Annotated in this window: 13 protein-coding genes; 9 read left to right on the forward strand and 4 right to left on the reverse strand. The window is 71.9% G+C overall.

Translation table 11 applies throughout. From position 1 onward, the window contains the following. Nucleotides 1–213 precede the first annotated feature (213 nt). Nucleotides 214–1,833 carry a serine/threonine-protein kinase gene (locus tag HUT18_RS10790; RefSeq protein ID WP_176099914.1) on the reverse strand — a complete coding sequence of 540 codons (1,620 nt, stop codon included), beginning with the start codon at nucleotides 1,831–1,833 and terminating at the stop codon, nucleotides 214–216. A gap of 306 nt (nucleotides 1,834–2,139) precedes the next feature. On the opposite strand from HUT18_RS10790, the gene HUT18_RS10795 reads away from it, so the two are divergent. From HUT18_RS10795 to HUT18_RS10820, 6 genes are all read left to right on the forward strand, one after another. Further along, entirely contained in the window at nucleotides 2,140–2,424 is a 285-nt protein-coding gene (locus tag HUT18_RS10795; RefSeq protein ID WP_176099916.1) for a hypothetical protein, read from the forward strand. A gap of 503 nt (nucleotides 2,425–2,927) precedes the next feature. Next, nucleotides 2,928–6,497: an FHA domain-containing protein gene (locus tag HUT18_RS10800; protein ID WP_176099918.1), complete on the forward strand. Its 3,570-nt coding sequence runs from the start codon at nucleotides 2,928–2,930 to the stop codon at nucleotides 6,495–6,497. A gap of 394 nt (nucleotides 6,498–6,891) precedes the next feature. Next, the gene (locus tag HUT18_RS10805) at nucleotides 6,892–8,286 is read left to right on the forward strand and encodes an ABC transporter substrate-binding protein (RefSeq protein ID WP_176099919.1); all 1,395 of its coding nucleotides are present in this window, start codon (nucleotides 6,892–6,894) and stop codon (nucleotides 8,284–8,286) included. Between the two features lie 7 nt (nucleotides 8,287–8,293). Continuing rightward, nucleotides 8,294–9,643, forward strand: coding sequence for a carbohydrate ABC transporter permease (locus HUT18_RS10810; RefSeq protein ID WP_176099921.1), 1,350 nt, complete (start codon nucleotides 8,294–8,296; stop codon nucleotides 9,641–9,643). Beyond that, nucleotides 9,640–10,551, forward strand: coding sequence for a carbohydrate ABC transporter permease (locus tag HUT18_RS10815; RefSeq protein WP_176099923.1), 912 nt, complete (start codon nucleotides 9,640–9,642; stop codon nucleotides 10,549–10,551). Before HUT18_RS10810 ends, HUT18_RS10815 begins: the two co-directional genes overlap by 4 nt. A 432-nt stretch (nucleotides 10,552–10,983) precedes the next feature. Continuing rightward, nucleotides 10,984–11,895 (forward strand): class I SAM-dependent methyltransferase, encoded by a 912-nt coding sequence (locus tag HUT18_RS10820; RefSeq protein WP_176099924.1) that lies wholly within the window; start codon nucleotides 10,984–10,986, stop codon nucleotides 11,893–11,895. Nucleotides 11,896–12,014: 119 nt separating this feature from the next. On the opposite strand, the gene HUT18_RS10825 is transcribed toward HUT18_RS10820, so the two are convergent. Then, nucleotides 12,015–12,425, reverse strand: a complete 411-nt coding sequence (locus tag HUT18_RS10825) for an organic hydroperoxide resistance protein (RefSeq protein WP_176099933.1) — start codon at nucleotides 12,423–12,425, stop codon at nucleotides 12,015–12,017. A gap of 189 nt (nucleotides 12,426–12,614) precedes the next feature. Between HUT18_RS10825 and HUT18_RS10830 the strand changes: the two genes are divergently transcribed. Both HUT18_RS10830 and galE read left to right on the forward strand, forming a co-directional pair. Continuing rightward, a complete protein-coding gene (locus HUT18_RS10830; RefSeq protein WP_254878974.1) occupies nucleotides 12,615–13,082 on the forward strand; it encodes a MarR family winged helix-turn-helix transcriptional regulator in 468 nt (155 codons plus the stop codon). A gap of 98 nt (nucleotides 13,083–13,180) precedes the next feature. Further along, nucleotides 13,181–14,170 (forward strand): UDP-glucose 4-epimerase GalE, encoded by a 990-nt coding sequence (gene galE / locus HUT18_RS10835; RefSeq protein WP_176099937.1) that lies wholly within the window; start codon nucleotides 13,181–13,183, stop codon nucleotides 14,168–14,170. Between the two features lie 90 nt (nucleotides 14,171–14,260). On the opposite strand, the gene HUT18_RS10840 is transcribed toward galE, so the two are convergent. Together HUT18_RS10840 and HUT18_RS10845 are read right to left on the reverse strand one after the other, a co-directional pair. Beyond that, entirely contained in the window at nucleotides 14,261–15,049 is a 789-nt protein-coding gene (locus HUT18_RS10840) for a trans-aconitate 2-methyltransferase (RefSeq protein ID WP_217710479.1), read from the reverse strand. A gap of 86 nt (nucleotides 15,050–15,135) precedes the next feature. Next, nucleotides 15,136–15,744: a TetR/AcrR family transcriptional regulator gene (locus tag HUT18_RS10845; protein ID WP_176099939.1), complete on the reverse strand. Its 609-nt coding sequence runs from the start codon at nucleotides 15,742–15,744 to the stop codon at nucleotides 15,136–15,138. Nucleotides 15,745–15,951: 207 nt separating this feature from the next. On the opposite strand from HUT18_RS10845, the gene HUT18_RS10850 reads away from it, so the two are divergent. Further along, a complete protein-coding gene (locus tag HUT18_RS10850; RefSeq protein WP_176099941.1) occupies nucleotides 15,952–16,905 on the forward strand; it encodes an ABC transporter permease in 954 nt (317 codons plus the stop codon). Nucleotides 16,906–16,937: the final 32 nt, after the last annotated feature.

Consider the following 16,937-nt stretch of genomic DNA (forward strand, 5'->3'; position numbering starts at 1 on the left):
CAAGTCTCCTGATCAAAGCCCCTTTTGGGGCTCTCGGGGGCGGAACTCGGGGCTACGGATGTGGATTCGGGCGCGCAGTACGGAGATGAAAGGGGAGCGGAGTACGGAGATGAGAAACGGATACGAAAGGGCGGCCCGGCATCACTGCCGGGCCGCCCTCGTCCGTTACCGGTGCCTGCTGTGCGCGGTGCACTGTGCGCAGGCGCCATGTGCCTACTGCCCCTGTTTGGTCTTCTCCTCGGCGCCGTTGATCTTGTCCAGGAGGTCCGTGATCTTGTCGACGGAGTCGGTGATCTGGTCCCAGTAGCTCTTGGACGTGCCGATCCAGTCCTGGAGCGGGCTGAACTCCCACACCAGCCAGCTCGCCACGAACAGGAGCACCAACGTGATCAGGCAGCCCTTGAGGCAGCCGAGCCCGGGGATCCGCGCCGGGTTGGCGCTGCGCCTGCGCTCGCGCGGCTGCTGCGGCGGCGCGGGCTGCTGGGGCGGCGCGTAGTGCTGCGGCTGGGGCTGCGGCGCCGGGGCGGGCGCGTACCGCTGCGGCTGGGGCTGAGGGGCCGGGGCGTACTGCTGGGGCTGGGGCGTCTGCCTGCGCTGCGGCTGCTGGGGGCGGGCCGCCTGACGCTGCGGGCGGCGGCGCAGCGGGTCCTGTCCCGGGTCCAGGTACTGCATCTGGGTGTGCTCGTTGCGGTCGCGTGCCGCGCGGAGCTGGTTCTCCCAGGGGTGCGGGCCTTCGGGCTGCCGGGCCGGGCCCTCGCCGGGCGGAACCGGCGGCAGTACGGCCGTGGGGTCGGCGCCGCCGTGCGGGCCCTGGCCGGAGGTCTGCGGCAGCACGCTGGTGGCCGCGTTCGGGTCGTGGCCCGTGTGGCCGAGGACCTGGGTGGGGTCGGCGGCGCCCGGCACCTCCTGCACGGAGGTGGGATCCGGGTCGGGCGCGAGCAGGCCCGCGACGTTCTCCGCGGCGCCGATCTGCTCGGCGGTGGCGTGCACCCCGATGCCCTGGGCGACGACCCGCAGCCCGCGCGCGAGGTTCTCGGCGCTCGGCCGCTGCGCCGGGTCCTTGCGCAGGCAGCGCTCGATCACGGTCCACAGCGGGTCCGGCACGGTGGACGGGCGGCGCGGCTCGGCGCCGATGTGCTGGTGCAGCACTTCGAGTGCGGAACCACCGGCGAACGGCGGCCGCCCGGTGAGCAGTTCGTACAGCAGGATGCCCGCGCCGTAGATGTCCACGGCCGAGGTCTGCGGCCTGCCCTCGGCCGACTCGGGCGCCACGTACGCCGGGGTCCCGACGAACTCCTGGGTCCGGGTCAGCCCCGGAGAGTCGGCGAGGCGCGCGATGCCGAAGTCGGTCAGCATCGGGTGCATCTCGCCGTCGGTCTGCTTCAGCAGCACGTTCGCGGGCTTGAGGTCCCGGTGCACGACACCGTCCGCGTGGCTGGCCGCCAGCGCGTCCGCGATCTGCGCCGTGAGCAGCGAGGCGGCGACCGGGCTGAACGGGCCGTTGTCGCGCAGGTAGCGGTGCAGGTCGGGCCCGTCGATCAGGTCCATGACCAGGGCGAGCAGATCGCCCTCCACGACCAGGTCGCGCACCCGCACGATGTTCTCGTGAGTCAGCCGCATCAGGACCGAGCGCTCGCGCAGGAACCGCATGACGACGTCCGCGTCGCCCGCGAGTTCCTCCTTGAGGACCTTGATGGCCACGGTCTCACCGGGCCGCCCCTGTACGGCCGCCTCCGCGCCCGCGGTCTCCCTCTGGGAGGCCCGCCAGACGGTGCCCGTGGCGCCGCGGCCGAGCGGCTCCTCGAGGATGTACTTGCTGCCTACCGGCCGCACGTCATGCGCTCCCTGCTGATCCGGGTCCGTCTGCTGGGTCTGCCTGCTGGGTCTGCTGGTCTGTCCTGCCCCCTCGCACCCGCTCTTACGTGTGCGAGGGTGATGCCGTTGGTGCTCTGTGGTGCGGTACGCGCCCATGGCACCCGCGCCACGAGACCTCCGGCCCACTCTAGTGGCGCCCGACCAGGCGTCGAACGTACCCGCGATGGGGCCGTCCCGGACACCTGTGCAGGTGAGAGGGCTGGAAAGCGGGTGCCGGAGCCCGCTTCGGACCCCGTATGGGTCCTCTCACGTACGATCTCGGGCATGACCGACACCGCCCCCGGCTATACGCATGTGTTCTCCGTGGAGGCCCGCGCCGAGTACCAGGGGCTCTCCCCGCAGGACCAGGCGCTGGTCGAGCGCGCCATCGGCCTCCTGGAGAAGGACCCCTACCCCGACAAGGGCACCGCGCCGGAGGGCCCCGACGCCCGCCGCGCCTTCATCAACGGCGATCTCTCGCTGCGCTACGGCGTCCACCGTCACCACCTCGTCATCGCGGAGATCAACGGCCGCGCGGACCGCGATTTCCTCTTCGGCGGCGACCGCTGACCTGGGGCGGTTCCGCCTGACGGCCTTGTCCGGCTGCAGGACAGTGCTGCCTGGCCGCCTGTTCTGCCCGTCCGCCTGACAGCCCTGCCCGGCTGATCCCAGCCCGGCCGCTGCCTGGCCTGCGAGCGCCTTCGCTCCCTTGCGCGCTTCTACGCGCCCCTTGCCATTCGCCGCGCTCCCTCCATCTCCCCCTCCCTCTCCATGGACGTCTCCACGGACGTCTCGATGGATGTCTCTACGGATGTCTCTACGGGAAGACGCGGTGACGACCGACGGCGGTTGCCGTGCGGACGGACTCGCCTCGTCGTCGGCGGGGGCGGTCCGCTCCGGCCGGTTGTGGGTACGGACCCGGCCATTGATGATCATTCCTGGTCGTCCGGCGGGCAGGTTGTCCGTGGCAAGTGCGAGGATGCTTCTCTGTACTGGCCTACGTGTCCGGTGGGTTGGGGGATGAGCCGCGTCCCCGCGCAGGGGCACGACGCGCAGAAGGGACCGCCGCATCCATGCAGATCCGGCTGACCGTCCTCGGGCCGCGGTCCGACGTTCCGGGCCAGGAACGGAACGGCGACGTACTGGTGACCGCCCCGGCCGGTACGGCGCTCGCCGCCGTGGCGCCCGCGCTGGTGACGGCGGTCGCGGGCGGTGAGGCCCAGCCGGTCCTGTACGCGGGCGGCCGCCGCCTCGACCCGCAGCGCGCCACGCTCGGCGAACCGCCGCTGACCGACGGGGCGGTACTGCACCTCGGCAGCCCCGGCGCGCAGGGCCCCGACCTCGCGGACGGTGCGGCCCAACTGCACGTCGTGGCCGGGCCGGACGCGGGCGGCGTCCACCTCTTGCACGGCGGACAGATCCTGATCGGACGCAGCGCCGAGGCCGACGTACCCCTGGACGACCCGGACGTCTCCCGGCTGCACTGCGCGATCACGGTGGCCCAGGGCGGCCGGATCACCGTCACCGACCTCGGCTCCACCAACGGCACCGAGGTCGACGGCGCCCCCCTCGGCAGCGAGCCCGTCCCGCTGGCGCCCGGCACCCTGCTGCGTCTGGGCGAGTCGACTCTGCGCCTGGCTCCGGCGGGTGGCCTGGACGCCGTTCTGCACACGGCTCCGGATGGCGAGGGGCATCTGCGGGTGACGTCGGCGGTCGGGGGAACTCCCTCCGCCGGTTCCTCCGGTTCGGCTGTGAACTCCCGTGACGGGCAAGGCACTTCGGAGCAGTTGCCCGGCGCGGCGGTTCCGCACCCGGCTGCCTCCGCCGGCTCGGCCGGGCGGATTCCCCAGGCGCGTACCCCTGCGGACGACGGCACGTGGGCCGGGCCGACTCCGCCCGCTCCCCCGCTCGGTCCGCCGGTACGCAGCGGCCCGGGCGCGCCCGGCGAGAGTGGGCCCACGCGGCACCAGTACGGCGACTCGGTCTGGGACAGCTCCGGTGACGACGGAGGCGCGGCGGGCTTCGGGCGGGCGCCCCAGGGCGGGAACGGGCAGCGCGGTGCGGCGCTGCCCAAAGGCGGGCGCAGGCGTGGACTGGCCGCGTTCGCACGCAAGTTGACCGGTGGCGGTGGCCGCGGCGACACCCCGGCCGAGGACTTCGCGTACGCGCCCGAGGAACCCCGGGGCGCACGGGAGCGGACCGGTCCCGAGGTGTGCCCCGATCCGGCGGCACTGCTCCTGACGGCGCTCGGGCCCGGTACGCGGCTGTGGGAGCGCGGCGCGGGGCATCCGGAGGCGCTCACGGTACGGCTGGGCCTCGCCGAGGCGCCGGTGGGCGGCGGCGGGCGGCCGGTGCCGCTGACCGTCGGGCTGCGGCAGGCGGGCTCGCTGGGCCTCGCGGGTCCACGGGAACGGCTGACCGGTCTCGCCCGCTCGGTACTCGCCCAGCTGGCGGCGCTGCACACCCCCGACCAGCTGGAGATCGTGCTGCTCAGTACCAACCGGGCGGCCCCACAAGGGACTTCGGGCCAGGAACGGACTCCCGCCCCGTCCGGCGGGGCCGACTGGTCCTGGCTCGGCTGGCTCCCCCATGTACGTCCCGGCAACGGCCAGGACTGCCGCCTGCTCCTCGCGTACGACCGCGAGCAGGCCGCCGCCCGCACCGGCGAACTCCTGCGCAGACTGGACGACCGCCTCGCCGACGAGGCCAGGACGCCTGACGTCCCCGCCGCCCCTTCCGTCCTCGGCTCCGGCAGCAGTGTGCTCGTGGTCGACGGTGACCCCGGGTCGGCCACGCTGCGCGCGGCCGTGACGCGTCTGGCGGCCGAGGGCGCGGCCGCGGGGATCCACGTCCTGTGCCTGGCTTCGGTCCCGGCCGCCCAGGCCGGGACCTCGTGGGAGGCGATGTACGAGCAGGCGCGCGGCCTCTCCCCCGCCTTCGACGTCTGCGGCGCCACCGCGTTGCTCACCGGGGATGTCGCGACCACGCTTCAACTGCGGTACGCGGGGCGGGAGTCCGCCGCGAGTGCCCGCCCGAGGGGCTCGGATCACGGGTCCCGGGATCACCTGTCCGGGGACCTGCTGCCCGGGGACCCGCAGTCCCTGGTCTCGCAGTCCCTGGACCCGCAGTCCCTGGACCCACAAGCACCGGACGCGCAGTCCCTGGATACACGGTCCTGGGATGCACGGTCCCTGGATGCTCGGTCCCTGGATGCACAGTCCCCAGATGCACAGCCCCTGGATACACAGCCCCCGAACCCGCAATCCCTGGATCACCGGTCCCGGGTCCCCCACCCCCCACTCACCGGAACCGTCGACGCGGTCTCCCCGGCCTGGGCCGAGCGTTTCGCCCGGGCGCTGGCGCCCCTGCGTACGGACTCGGCGGGCGGCGGTCGGCCGAGGGTCAGTGCGCCGCTGCCCCAAACCGCCCGGCTGCTCGACGAGTTGGGGCTGCAACGGGCCACCCCGGCCTCGCTGCTCGCGCGGTGGGCGTCGGCCGCCGACGACACGGCTTCGCCGGGCGGCCGGGCGCTGGCCGTGCTTGGCGCCGGGCCGCGCGGTCCGGTACCGCTCGACCTGGTGGCCGAGGGCCCGCACGCCGTGATCGCGGGCCCGGCGGGCAGCGGGCGCAGTGAGTTGCTGCGGGCCGTGGCCGCCTCGCTCGCCGCGGCCGAACGTCCGGACCGGCTGGCCGTGGTCCTGGTCGACGGCCGGGACGGGACCGCCGCACCGGCGCGCGGCGAGGGCCTGCGGGCCTGTACCGACCTGCCGCATGTCACCACCCATCTGACCGCCAACGACCCGGTGCGCATGCGGGAGTTCGCCCAGGCGCTGACCGCGGAGCTCAAGCGCCGCGCCGAACTGCTCGGACGTACGGACTTCGCCGAGTGGCACACCGGCGGCGGTACGGACGGCTCGGCCCCGACGCCCGTACCGGCCCCCGGAGCGGGCGCCCCCGTCGGCTCGGGACCTGGCACCCGAGTCCCGTCCCCGAGGCAGGGCCAAGGCGCGACCGGCGCAGGCGGCGCGAGCAGCGCAGGTAGCACGAGCGGGGCGGGCGAGGACCTGGACGCGCCCCCGAGCACCACCCTCCGTCTGCGGCCGCCCGCCCGGGAGTCGCGCCCCGACCCGGGGCCGCCGCTGCCCCGGCTGGTCGTCCTGGTCGACGACGTGGACGTGCTGCTCGCCCCGCCGCTGGGCTCGCCGGGCCGGCCCGCCGCCGGTTCGGTGGTGCGGGCCCTGGAGGCGGTGGCGCGGGACGGCGCACGGCTCGGCGTGCACTTGGTGGCGGTCTGCGCCGCCCAACTGCCCGACTGGGCACCGGTGGTGGAGGCTCCCGTACGGGTGCTGCTCGAAGCGCCCGCGGAGGGTGCCGAGGATCCGGCGCCGGGGCGCGGGCGGCTGCTCGGCCGGGACGGGGCGGCCACGCCGGTGCAGTCGGGGCGGGTGACCGGACGCATTCCGCGTACCGCGACCCTGCGCCCGACCGTCGTACCGCTGGAGTGGGAGCGCATGGGCGATCCGCCCACCCGCAGGCCGGTGCGCGAGCTGGGCAACGGGCCCACCGACCTCGCCCTGCTCGCCAGCGCCCTGGAACGCGCGGCCCGTTCGGTCGACGCGGACCGGGTGCCGTCCCTGCTCTGACCCGGCTCTACCCTGCTCTGATCCTGCTCTGACCGGACTCCGCCCTGCTCCGAGCCCCGCCGCCGGTGCGAGCCCCGCCCTCGGTCCGCCGCGCCCGCCGCACCCGCCGCGAAAGATGAGCTCCGTACGCCTTTTCCGGACCGGATCCGTCCGCTGTCACATCTGGTCCGCCGAGCCCCAAGTGCCCTGTGTGGGCGGTGTTCCACGGCTTGTGGGGGCTTGATCACCGGCGGTGCGGCGCGGTGGGCCCGGGGAGATCACGACCCCGTCACGATCACCGAGTGCGTCACGCGGGCGCTCTTGCCGCCGTCGTCCGCGCGGGCGTACACCAGAGCGCACGGGACACCGCTCGCAGTCACGCGTGAGAGCGCGTGCAAAGGGACACGGGGCAGTCATGCGCACTCATCGTCAGGCACACCACACCGGCCGCGGCCGGAACCGGAACACCTTACGAGCGGGGGCAGTTGTGATCGCGGGCGCGCTCGCGCTGACGCTCGGCGCCTGCGGAGGCGACTCTGACGACGACAAGGACAAGGGCGGCAAGGACGCCAAGGAGAGCGCGCCGAGCGTCCAACTGCCCAAGCTGGACGGCGAGAAGCTCGAAGTCGCCGCGGTGTGGACCGGCGCCGAGCAGGCCAACTTCAAGAAGGTGCTGGACGAGTTCGGCAAGCGGACCGGCGCCGAGGTCACCTTCGTACCGGCGCAGGACCCGATCATCAACTTCCTCGGTTCGAAGATCGCGGGCGGTTCGCCGCCGGACGTGGCGATGCTGCCGCAGGTCGGTGCGATCCAGCAGGCCGTGGACAAGAAGTGGGCCAAGCCGGTCGGCAAGGAGGCGCAGGACCAGCTCGCCAAAAACTACGCGCGTGGCTGGCAGGACCTCGGCAAGATCGGCGGCACGCAGTACGGCGTGTACTTCAAGGCCGCGAACAAGTCCCTGGTCTGGTACAACGCCAAGGTCTTCGAGAACGCGGGCGCCCAGGAACCGAAGACCTGGAAGGACTTCCTGGCCACCTCCCAGACCGTCTACGACTCGGGCGTGACCCCGCTGTCGGTGGGCGGCGCGGACGGCTGGACGCTCACCGACTGGTTCGAGAACATCTACCTCTCGCAGGCCGGGCCCGAGAAGTACGACCAGCTCGCCCAGCACAAGATCAAGTGGACCGACCCGTCCGTGAAGGACGCGCTGACCACCCTCGGTGAACTCTTCGGCAAGAAGGACTACGTGGCGGGCGGCGCGGACGGCGCGCTGCAGACGGAGTTCCCGGCCTCGGTCACCCAGACCTTCACCGGCGGCGAGCAGCCGAAGGCGGGCATGGTCTTCGAGGGCGACTTCGTGGGCATCAACATCGCCGAGACCGACGCCAAGATCGGCACCGACGCGAAGGTCTTCCCGTTCCCGGCGGTCGGCGACAAGGCACCGGTGGTCAGCGGCGGCGACGCGGCCGTCCTCCTGAAGGAGTCGAAGGCGGGCCAGGCACTGCTGACCTTCCTCGCCTCGCCGGACGCCGCCGAGATCTGGGCCGGGCAGGGCGGCTTCCTGTCGCCGAACAAGAACGCGGACCTCGCGGCGTACCCGAACGACGTGCAGCGCTCGATGGCCAAGGCGCTGATCGACGCCGGTGACGACTTCCGCTTCGACATGTCCGACCAGGCCCCGCAGTCCTTCGGCGGCACGCCCGGCAAGGGCGAGTGGAAGGCGCTGCAGGACTTCCTGAAGAACCCGAAGGACGTGGCGGGCACCCAGAAGGCGCTGGAGGCCGACGCGGCCAAGGCGTACAAGGGCTGAGGGGCCGATGAAAACGGCTTCGGCGGGAGGCGCCGCTGCGGCGCCTCCCGCGCCCGTACCGTCGCGCAGGAGCGTGACGGGAACGCGTACCGCCATGGCGGTGCTGTTCCTGCTGCCCACGCTCGTCCTGCTCGGCGCGCTCGTGGTCTACCCGATCGGGTACTCGCTGGTCCGCAGCTTCCTGGACCAGTCCGGAAGCTCCTTCGTGGGCCTGGACAACTACGAGGAGTTGTTCACCGACAGCACCATCCGCACCGCGGTCAAGAACAACCTGATCTGGGTGGTGCTCGGCCCGACGGTGGCCACGGCGCTGGGCCTGATCTTCGCGGTCCTCACCGAGCGGGTGAGCTGGGGAACCGCGTTCAAGCTGATCATCTTCATGCCGATGGCGATCTCGATGCTCGCCTCCGGGATCATCTTCCGGCTCGTCTACGAGCAGGACCCGGACAAGGGCGTGGCCAACGCGGTCTGGGTGGGTGCCCACGACACCTTCGCCGAGTCGTCCGCATTCCCCAAGGCGCACCCGGGCCGTGAGTCGCCGCTGGCCCCGGCGGGCGGCGGCGCGTTCCTCACCAAGGAGCCGGTACGGGCCGGAACTCCCGTACTGCTGCCGCTGGTCGGCGTCGCCCCGGACCAGATGCCGGACGGCACGCTGCCCGCGAAGGCGGCGGCCACCGATCCGGGCCAGGTGACCGGGACGGCCTGGCAGGACTTCACCCGCGGCAAGGGCGTGGGCACCCTCAAGGGCATCGACGGCTCGGAGTCCGGTTACTCGGGCATGCGGGTCGAGGCGGTCAAGGGCGGCGAGGTCGTCGCGTCCACGACCACCGCGGACGACGGCAGCTTCACCCTGCCCAAGGAGGCGGACGGGGCGAAACTGCGGCTGCCCGCCGACAACTTCCGCGAGCCGTACAACGGTGTCGACTGGCTCGGCCCGTCCTTCGTCACCCCGGCCATCATCGGCAGCTACGTATGGATGTGGGCGGGCTTCGCGATGGTCCTGATCGCGGCCGGGCTCGCGGGAGTGCCGAGAGAACTGCTCGAAGCGGCGCGGGTGGACGGCGCCAACGAGTGGCAGGTCTTCCGGCGCATAACGGTGCCGCTGCTCGCGCCGGTGCTCGCGGTCGTCATGGTCACGCTGATGATCAACGTTCTGAAGATCTTCGACCTGGTCTTCATCATCGCGCCGGGCTCCTCGCAGGACGACGCGAACGTCCTGGCGCTCCAGCTCTACCGCTCGGCCTTCTCCGACGACCAGCCGGGTATCGCCAGCGCCATCTCGGTGCTCCTGCTGCTGCTCGTGGTGCCGGTGATGCTCTTCAACATCAGGCGACTGAGGCGGGAGGTACGGCGATGAGCGCACAGAGCGACGTGGCCGGCGGCGTGCCCGTCGTCACCGAGAAGGCCGCGGCGAAGCAGTCGGTGGCCACACGGCTCGCGGCGGCCGCGGGCGGCGGTCTGCTGCGGGTGTTCCTGATCGTGGTCGGCCTGTTCTGGCTGGTGCCGACGGTGGGCCTGCTGCTCGCCTCGCTGCGTACGCCCGAGGACACCGCGGCCAGCGGCTGGTGGAACGTGATCACCGAGCCGTCGAAGATCACCTTCGACAGCTACTCGACCCTGCTCGACAACTCCCAGATCACCGACTCGCTGTGGAACACCGTGCTCATCACGGTGCCCACCACACTGCTGGTCGTGGTGGTGGGCTCGCTGGCCGGATACGCCTTCGCGTGGATGGAGTTCCCGGGCCGCGACTGGTGGTTCCTCGGGGTGGTCGGGCTGCTCGTGGTGCCGGTGCAGGTGGCGCTGCTGCCGATCGCGCGGCTCTTCGGCGACCTCGGCATCTTCGGCTCCATGGTGGGCGTGGTCCTGTTCCACACCGGCTTCGGTCTGCCGTTCGCGGTGTTCCTGCTGCGGAACTTCTTCGCGGAGATCCCCCGGGAGCTCCTGGAGGCGGCGCGGCTCGACGGCGCGGGCGAACTGCGGCTGTTCTTCCGGGTGGTGATGCCGCTCGGCGGGCCCGCGATCGCCTCGCTCGGCATCTTCCAGTTCCTGTGGGTCTGGAACGACATGCTGGTGGCGCTGATCTTCGCGGACGCCGGCAGCCAGCCGATCACGGTGGCCCTGCAGACGCAGGTCCGCCAGTTCGGCAACAACGTCGACGTACTGGCGCCGGGCGCGTTCATCTCCATGGTGATCCCGCTGGCGGTGTTCTTCGCCTTCCAGCGGCAGTTCGTCACGGGTGTGATGGCGGGTGCGGTGAAGTAGCGCACGCCGCGCGGAGTCAAGGGGCGGGGGCGGACCGGACGATCGGTCCGTCCCCGCCCTTTTCGCGTTCCGTGGCCCGGTTGCCGGTATGCGTCCGGCTCGGCCGGGAATGCGTTCACCCGGTTCAGCGGCGCCCGGACGGCGCACGGAAAGGGCGTGAACCCCGCTGAAATGCGCCTTCGAAGCCTCGAACAGCTACTTCACTCTTTCATCTCATCCGATTACCTTGCCGTATTCCTTGAATTCGGGCACCTTTCAGTGAACCGAGCGAATACGCACGTGTGCTGCGGGCCGATGCTGGGCACCCGCCGCCAGAGGTCTCGTCTGCCGCCCGGCAGGGGGATCTCGAGCCCTGAGCGACATGTGTGCACGAAGCGCCACCGGTGCCGAGGCACCCCGCCATTGCCCGGAAAACCCACGTCTGGAGTCCTGATGACCAGCGCCACCACGGAGCTCCCCCGCCCCGCCTCCCTCGCGGAGGTGAAGGGCTGGTTCCGCCCCGTCGACCAGCAGCTGTTCCGATGGTTCCTGTCCCGTCAACTGGACCACGAGCAGCGCGGCGACCTGCTGGAGATGGGCGCCTACATGGGCAAGAGCGCCATTTTCATGGCCTCCTACCTGCGCTCTTCGGAAACGTTCACGGTGTGCGACCTGTTCGACTCCCCGGCGCCGGACGCGGCGAACACCAAGGAGATGAACAAGTCCTACTCCACGCTGACCCGGCGCGCCTTCGAGGCGAATTACCTCTCCTTCCACGAGAAACTCCCCGAGGTGGTCCAGGCCCCGACCTCGGTGGTCCCCGAGCACGTCACCGACGGCTCCTGCCGCTTCGTGCACGTGGACGCCTCACACCTGTACGAGCACGTGCACGGTGACATCGCCGCCGCCCACAAGGCCCTGGTACCCGAGGGCATCGTGTCCCTGGACGACTACCGCGCCGAGCACTGCCCGGGCGTCGCCTTCGCCACCTGGGAGGCCGTCGCGGTGGACGGGCTGCACCCGATCTGCGCGACCGGCACCAAGTTCTACGGGACCTGGGGCGACCCGGAGCCGGTGCGCGAGGCCCTGCTCGCGTGGCTGAAGGGGCGCGGCGACATGTGGCACGAGGTCCAGGGCTTGGGCGAGGAGCGCCTGATCCGTATCGACGGCAAGAAGGCGGCCACGCCGGACCAGCCCGAGTCCAAGCACACGGCGGCCGCACCGCCGGCCCCCGAGCCCAAGCCCGCCCCGGTGGCCGAGCCCGCCGCCGCCCGCCCCGCGATGAACCGCCCGAGCCGCGCCCGGCGCCTGGCCAAGGACATCCTGCCGCCCATCGTCACGCGCGCGGTCCGCCGCAAGCGCTGACCCGGGCGGGCCCGGGAGACAGGCAGCGGCAGAGGCAACAGCGACAACGGCGGAGGCGCCGCCCCGGTCCACGGTGACCGGGGCGGCGCCTCCGCCGTTTCGCGCCCGCGCGGGGTGCCTTACTCGACGACGAGCTCCACCGGGATGTTGCCGCGGGTCGCCTTGGAGTACGGGCAGGTCTGGTGGGCCCGGTGGACGAGGTCCTCGCCGACCGGCCCGGCGAGCGACTCCGGCAGTTCCACCCGCAGGGTGACCTGCAGTCCGAAGCCGTCGCCGTCGTCGCCGATGCCCACTTCGGCGGTCACGGAGATCTCACTGGTGTCCACCTTGGCCTGCCGGCCGACCAGGCCGAGGGCGCTGGCGTAGCAGGCGGCGTACCCGGCGGCGAAGAGCTGCTCGGGGTTGGTGCCCTTGCCGTCGCCGCCCAGGGCGGGCGGGAAGGCGAGCGGCAGATCGAGCTGCCCGTCCGAACTCACGGCCCGCCCCTCACGCCCGTTCGCGGTCGCCACGGCGGTGTACAGCGCGTTCATCCTGATCTCTCCGTCTCGTCGTTCCGGTGCTTCCGTTTCCGTCCTCCCTCCAACCAAAGCACACAATTAAGTTGCGCACAACTAAGTGGCGCCCCGAGTCCTCCCGGCTACCCTGAAGCCATGACCCCGACGACTCCCGCCACGGACACCGCCACGGACGCCTCCCTGGACTCGGTACCGGCCGGGGAGATGCTGCGGCTCGACCGGCAGATCTGCTTCTCCCTGCACGCGGCGGCGCGCGCCTTCAACGGCGTCTACCGCGTCCTGCTGAAGGACCTGGGCCTGACCTATCCGCAGTACCTGGTGATGCTGGTGCTCTGGGAACAGGGCGAGCTGCCCGTCAAGCGCCTGGGCGAGGAGCTACGCCTCGACTCGGGCACCCTCTCGCCGCTCCTCAAGCGCCTGGAGTCGGGCGGGCTGGTCACCCGGGAACGCTCCGCGCGCGACGAGCGCTCGGTCGAGATCCGGCTCACCGAGGAGGGCGAAGCCCTGCGCGAGCGCGCCCTGCTCGTCCCCCGCACCATCGCCGAGGCCACCGGTTTCGACATGGGCGAGATGCGGGAACTGCGCGGCAGCCTGGACCGGTTGATCACCGCCCTGGACGGCGTCGAGCTCACGGCCAAGGGCGCGGGCACCGCCGCGGAGCACTCCGGCTAACGCGCCACGCGAGCCCTGGGTGAACCCTCGGGACCCACCCCGTCTGGCACACTGCCGCACGCACACCCGGACCAACGACACGCAAGGCGGACGAGCGCATGACCTGGCTGATCACGGGCGGAGCCGGATACATCGGGGCGCATGTCGTCCACGCGATGACCGCCGCGGGCGAGGAGACGGTGGTCTACGACGACCTGTCCTCGGGCCGCGCCGAGCGGCTGCCCGAGGGCGTCCCCCTCGTCGAGGGCTCGGTGCTCGACGAGGACCTGCTCGCCCGCACGCTCGGCGGGCGCCGCTTCACCGGCGTCGTCCACCTCGCCGCGAAGAAGCAGGTCGGCGAATCGGTCGAACTGCCGCTGCACTACTACCGCGAGAACGTCGAGGGCCTGCGCACCCTCCTCAAGGCGGTGACCGCGGCGGGCGTCCCCTCCTTCGTCTTCTCCTCCTCCGCGGCCGTGTACGGCATGCCGGAGACGGACTCCGGCCTGGTCACCGAAGAGACCCCGTGCCTGCCGATGTCCCCGTACGGCGAGACCAAGCTGGCCGGTGAGTGGCTGGTCCGCGCCACCGGCCGGGCACACGGGCTCGCGACCGCCGGCCTGCGCTACTTCAACGTGGCGGGCGCGGCGGCCCCCGAGCTGGCCGACACGGGTGTGTTCAACCTGGTCCCGATGGTCTTCGAGAAGCTCACCGAAGGCACCGCGCCCCGTATCTTCGGCGACGACTACCCGACACCGGACGGCACCTGCGTACGCGACTACATCCATGTGGTCGACCTGGCCGAGGCTCATGTGGCCGCCGCCCGGCGGCTGTCGGGCAGCATCGCGGGATCCGATCTCACGGTCAACATCGGCCGCGGGGAAGGCGTTTCGGTCCGCGAGATGATCGACCTCATCAACGAGGTCACCGGTCACGAACTGCCCGCCGAGGTCGCCCCGCGCCGCCCCGGCGACCCGGCCCGTGTCGTCGCCTCGGCCGACCGCGCCCACACCGAACTCGGCTGGAAGGCCCGGCACGACGTCCGCGACATGATCACCTCGGCCTGGTCGGGCTGGCTGCGCAGCCACCCGGAGGCGCGCCGCGACTGAGCGGCGCCCCAGCTCTCGTCGCTCACCACCCCACCTCGCGTCTCTCGCCACCTCGCCCCCGTCGCGGCCAGTCACTCATCGGCTCGCGACTCACCACATCACCCCCATCCGCTCGGGCACCTTGCGCGCCACCAGGTACCCCTGCGGGGTGGGCTCCGTCGGCAGCGGCGCGCATTCCTGGCGCAGCCGTATCTCGAAACCGGCCGCCTCCAGTTCGGCGGTGAGCCGGTCGGGGTCGAGGCGGTGGAAGTCGAGGGAGACCCGGTGGCCGAACGCCTCCTCGTAGTGGACGAGTTCGCGGCCCGCCTGGAAGGCCAGCAGCAGATGGCCGTCCGGGGCGAGGGCACGGTGGAAGCGGGCGAGGACGCCCGGGTGGTCCTCGGGCGGGACGTGGATGAGCGAGTACCAGGCCACCAGACCGGCGAGCGAGTACTCCGGCAGGTCCAGGGTGGTCATGTCGCCCACCTCGAAACGGAGTTCGGGGTGGGCGGCGCGGGCACGGGCCACCATGGCCGGGGACAGGTCGAGTCCGGAGGCGGCCAGTCCGAGCGAGGCGAGGTGTGCGGTGATCCTGCCCGGCCCGCAACCGACCTCGACCACGGCGGGCGCACCGCCGTCGGTTACCGCGGACGCACCACCGCCGGCCACTGCGGGCGCGCCGCCCTCCGCCGCGCCGCCCTCCGCCGTCACGGGAGCACCGGCCTCGCCACCACCACGTATCAGCTCCGCGAAGGCGGCGAGTACCGCGCGCGCGAAGACGTTCCGCTCCAACTCGCCCCGGACGAGGTCGAGATAGCCCGGGACCATGACGTCGTAGGCACTGCGGGTGGCAGTCACGTAGGAAGGCTCGTCGGCCTGGTAGGACTCGCTGTCGATCATGCCCAAGAACGTAACGCGCACCACTGACAACGCGGAGTGACCAGCGGATTCTCGGAGTCTGCGACCGACTCGGGCTCGCCCCGCCGCTACAGCGCCCGCAGCCCCGCCGCGACACTCCCCGCGAGCCGGTCCAGGTAGCCGCCCGGCATGGTGCCGCGGGCGACCACGCCGCGCCAGTAGAGCGGGCCGGAGATCAGGTCGAGGGCGAGGTCCTCGTCGTAGTCGGGGCGCAGTTCGCCGCGGTCGGCGGCGGCGCGGACGATGCCGCTGGCCACACTGTGCTGGCTCTGCCGCAGTGCCGTCTGGAGCGCCTCGGCGATCTCGGGGTTGCGGGCCGCCTCGGCCTGGAGGTCGGGGATCACCTGGGAGGCGACGGGGTGGCGCAGCATCCGGGCCGTCAGCGCGTACAGCAGCCGCAGGTCGCCCTCCAGGCTGCCGGTGTCGGGGGCGGGCAGGCCCTGCACCGCCACCGCGGAGACCACGTCGAGCACGAGTTGCAGCTTCGAGCGCCAGCGGCGGTAGACCGCGGTCTTGCCGACCCCGGCGCGGCGGGCGATGCCCTCGATCGACATCCGGGCGTAGCCGACTGCCGCGAGCTCCTCGAAGACGGCCTCGCGGATGGCCTGCGTGATGTCCTCGCGCAGTACCGCCGCTCCCGCGGGCCGACGCCGTGGCCGGTTTTCGTCTGCGGTCATGCGGTCAGCATAGGGCGTCGCGACGTAACGGTTGCGTCCCGACGTAAATCCGCTCTACTCTCGACGTTGCGACGATACGGGTCCGTCCCGACGAAACGACACCCGGCCGCCACCCGGCCGACACCGGCGCCCCGGACCCCGCGCACCCCGACGCAGCACCCTCGCAGCACCCCTCGTAACGCCGAGCACCGCGGATGTGAGAGCCGGATGAGCCAGGCAGTCAACACCCCAGCCGCCAGCGCGGCCGGACAGCAGTCCGCCGCACCGCCGGGGCCCGGCGGGACCGGTGCCCGCGAGGACGCCGCCGCGCTCGCCGCCCGGTACGGGCTGACGGTCAGTGGTGCGCGTCCGACGCTGCGGGGGTATGTGCGGCAGTTGTGGGGGCGGCGGCATTTCATCGTGGCGTTCTCGCAGGCGAAGCTGACGGCGCAGTACAGCCAGGCGAAGCTGGGGCAGTTGTGGCAGGTGGCGACGCCGCTGCTGAACGCGCTGGTGTACTTCCTGATCTTCGGTCTGATTCTTCAGGCGGACCGGGGTATGGAGCGTGAGGTCTATGTTCCGTTCCTGGTGACGGGCGTGTTCGTGTTCACGTTCACGCAGAGTTCGGTGATGGCCGGGGTGCGGGCGATCGCGGGCAATCTGGGTCTGGTGCGGGCGTTGCACTTCCCGCGGGCGTCGCTGCCGATCTCGTTCTCGTTGCAGCAGCTTCAGCAGTTGCTGTTCTCGATGATCGTGATGGTGGCGGTCGCGATGGCGTTCGGGAGCTTCCCGACGTGGTCGTGGCTGCTGATGGTCCCGGTGCTGGTGCTGCAGTTCTTCTTCAACACGGGCCTCGCGCTGATCATGGCGCGGCTCGGCAGCAAGACCCCCGACCTGGCGCAGCTGATGCCGTTCGTGATGCGCACCTGGATGTATGCCTCGGGTGTCATGTTCTCCATCCCGGTGATGCTGGAGGACAAGCCGCAGTGGGTGGCCGACATCCTTCAGTGGAACCCCGCGGCGGTCTACATGGACCTGATGCGGTTCGCGCTCATCGACGAATACGGCTCCTCGAACCTGCCCCCGCATGTGTGGGCGGTCGCGCTGGGCTGGGCCGTCCTGCTCGCCGTGGGCGGATTCGTGTACTTCTGGAAGGCTGAGGAGAAGTACGGCCGTGGCTGACACCGAGACTCTCAACAACCCGAACCCGAACC

This window comes from Streptomyces sp. NA04227, from assembly GCF_013364195.1.
GTDB lineage: Bacteria > Actinomycetota > Actinomycetes > Streptomycetales > Streptomycetaceae > Streptomyces.

Bases quoted from the DNA above. Each gene is read 5' to 3' on its own strand.
- HUT18_RS10850 (WP_176099941.1), top strand. From the start codon at position 15,952: ATGAGCCAGGCAGTCAACACCCCAGCCGCCAGCGCGGCCGGACAGCAG.
- HUT18_RS10845 (WP_176099939.1), bottom strand. From the start codon at position 15,744: ATGACCGCAGACGAAAACCGGCCACGGCGTCGGCCCGCGGGAGCGGCG.
- HUT18_RS10825 (WP_176099933.1), bottom strand. From the start codon at position 12,425: ATGAACGCGCTGTACACCGCCGTGGCGACCGCGAACGGGCGTGAGGGG.
- HUT18_RS10815 (WP_176099923.1), top strand. From the start codon at position 9,640: ATGAGCGCACAGAGCGACGTGGCCGGCGGCGTGCCCGTCGTCACCGAG.
- HUT18_RS10810 (WP_176099921.1), top strand. From the start codon at position 8,294: ATGAAAACGGCTTCGGCGGGAGGCGCCGCTGCGGCGCCTCCCGCGCCC.
- HUT18_RS10820 (WP_176099924.1), top strand. From the start codon at position 10,984: ATGACCAGCGCCACCACGGAGCTCCCCCGCCCCGCCTCCCTCGCGGAG.
- galE (WP_176099937.1), top strand. From the start codon at position 13,181: ATGACCTGGCTGATCACGGGCGGAGCCGGATACATCGGGGCGCATGTC.
- HUT18_RS10840 (WP_217710479.1), bottom strand. From the start codon at position 15,049: ATGATCGACAGCGAGTCCTACCAGGCCGACGAGCCTTCCTACGTGACT.
- HUT18_RS10795 (WP_176099916.1), top strand. From the start codon at position 2,140: ATGACCGACACCGCCCCCGGCTATACGCATGTGTTCTCCGTGGAGGCC.
- HUT18_RS10830 (WP_254878974.1), top strand. From the start codon at position 12,615: ATGCTGCGGCTCGACCGGCAGATCTGCTTCTCCCTGCACGCGGCGGCG.
- HUT18_RS10805 (WP_176099919.1), top strand. From the start codon at position 6,892: ATGCGCACTCATCGTCAGGCACACCACACCGGCCGCGGCCGGAACCGG.
- HUT18_RS10800 (WP_176099918.1), top strand. From the start codon at position 2,928: ATGCAGATCCGGCTGACCGTCCTCGGGCCGCGGTCCGACGTTCCGGGC.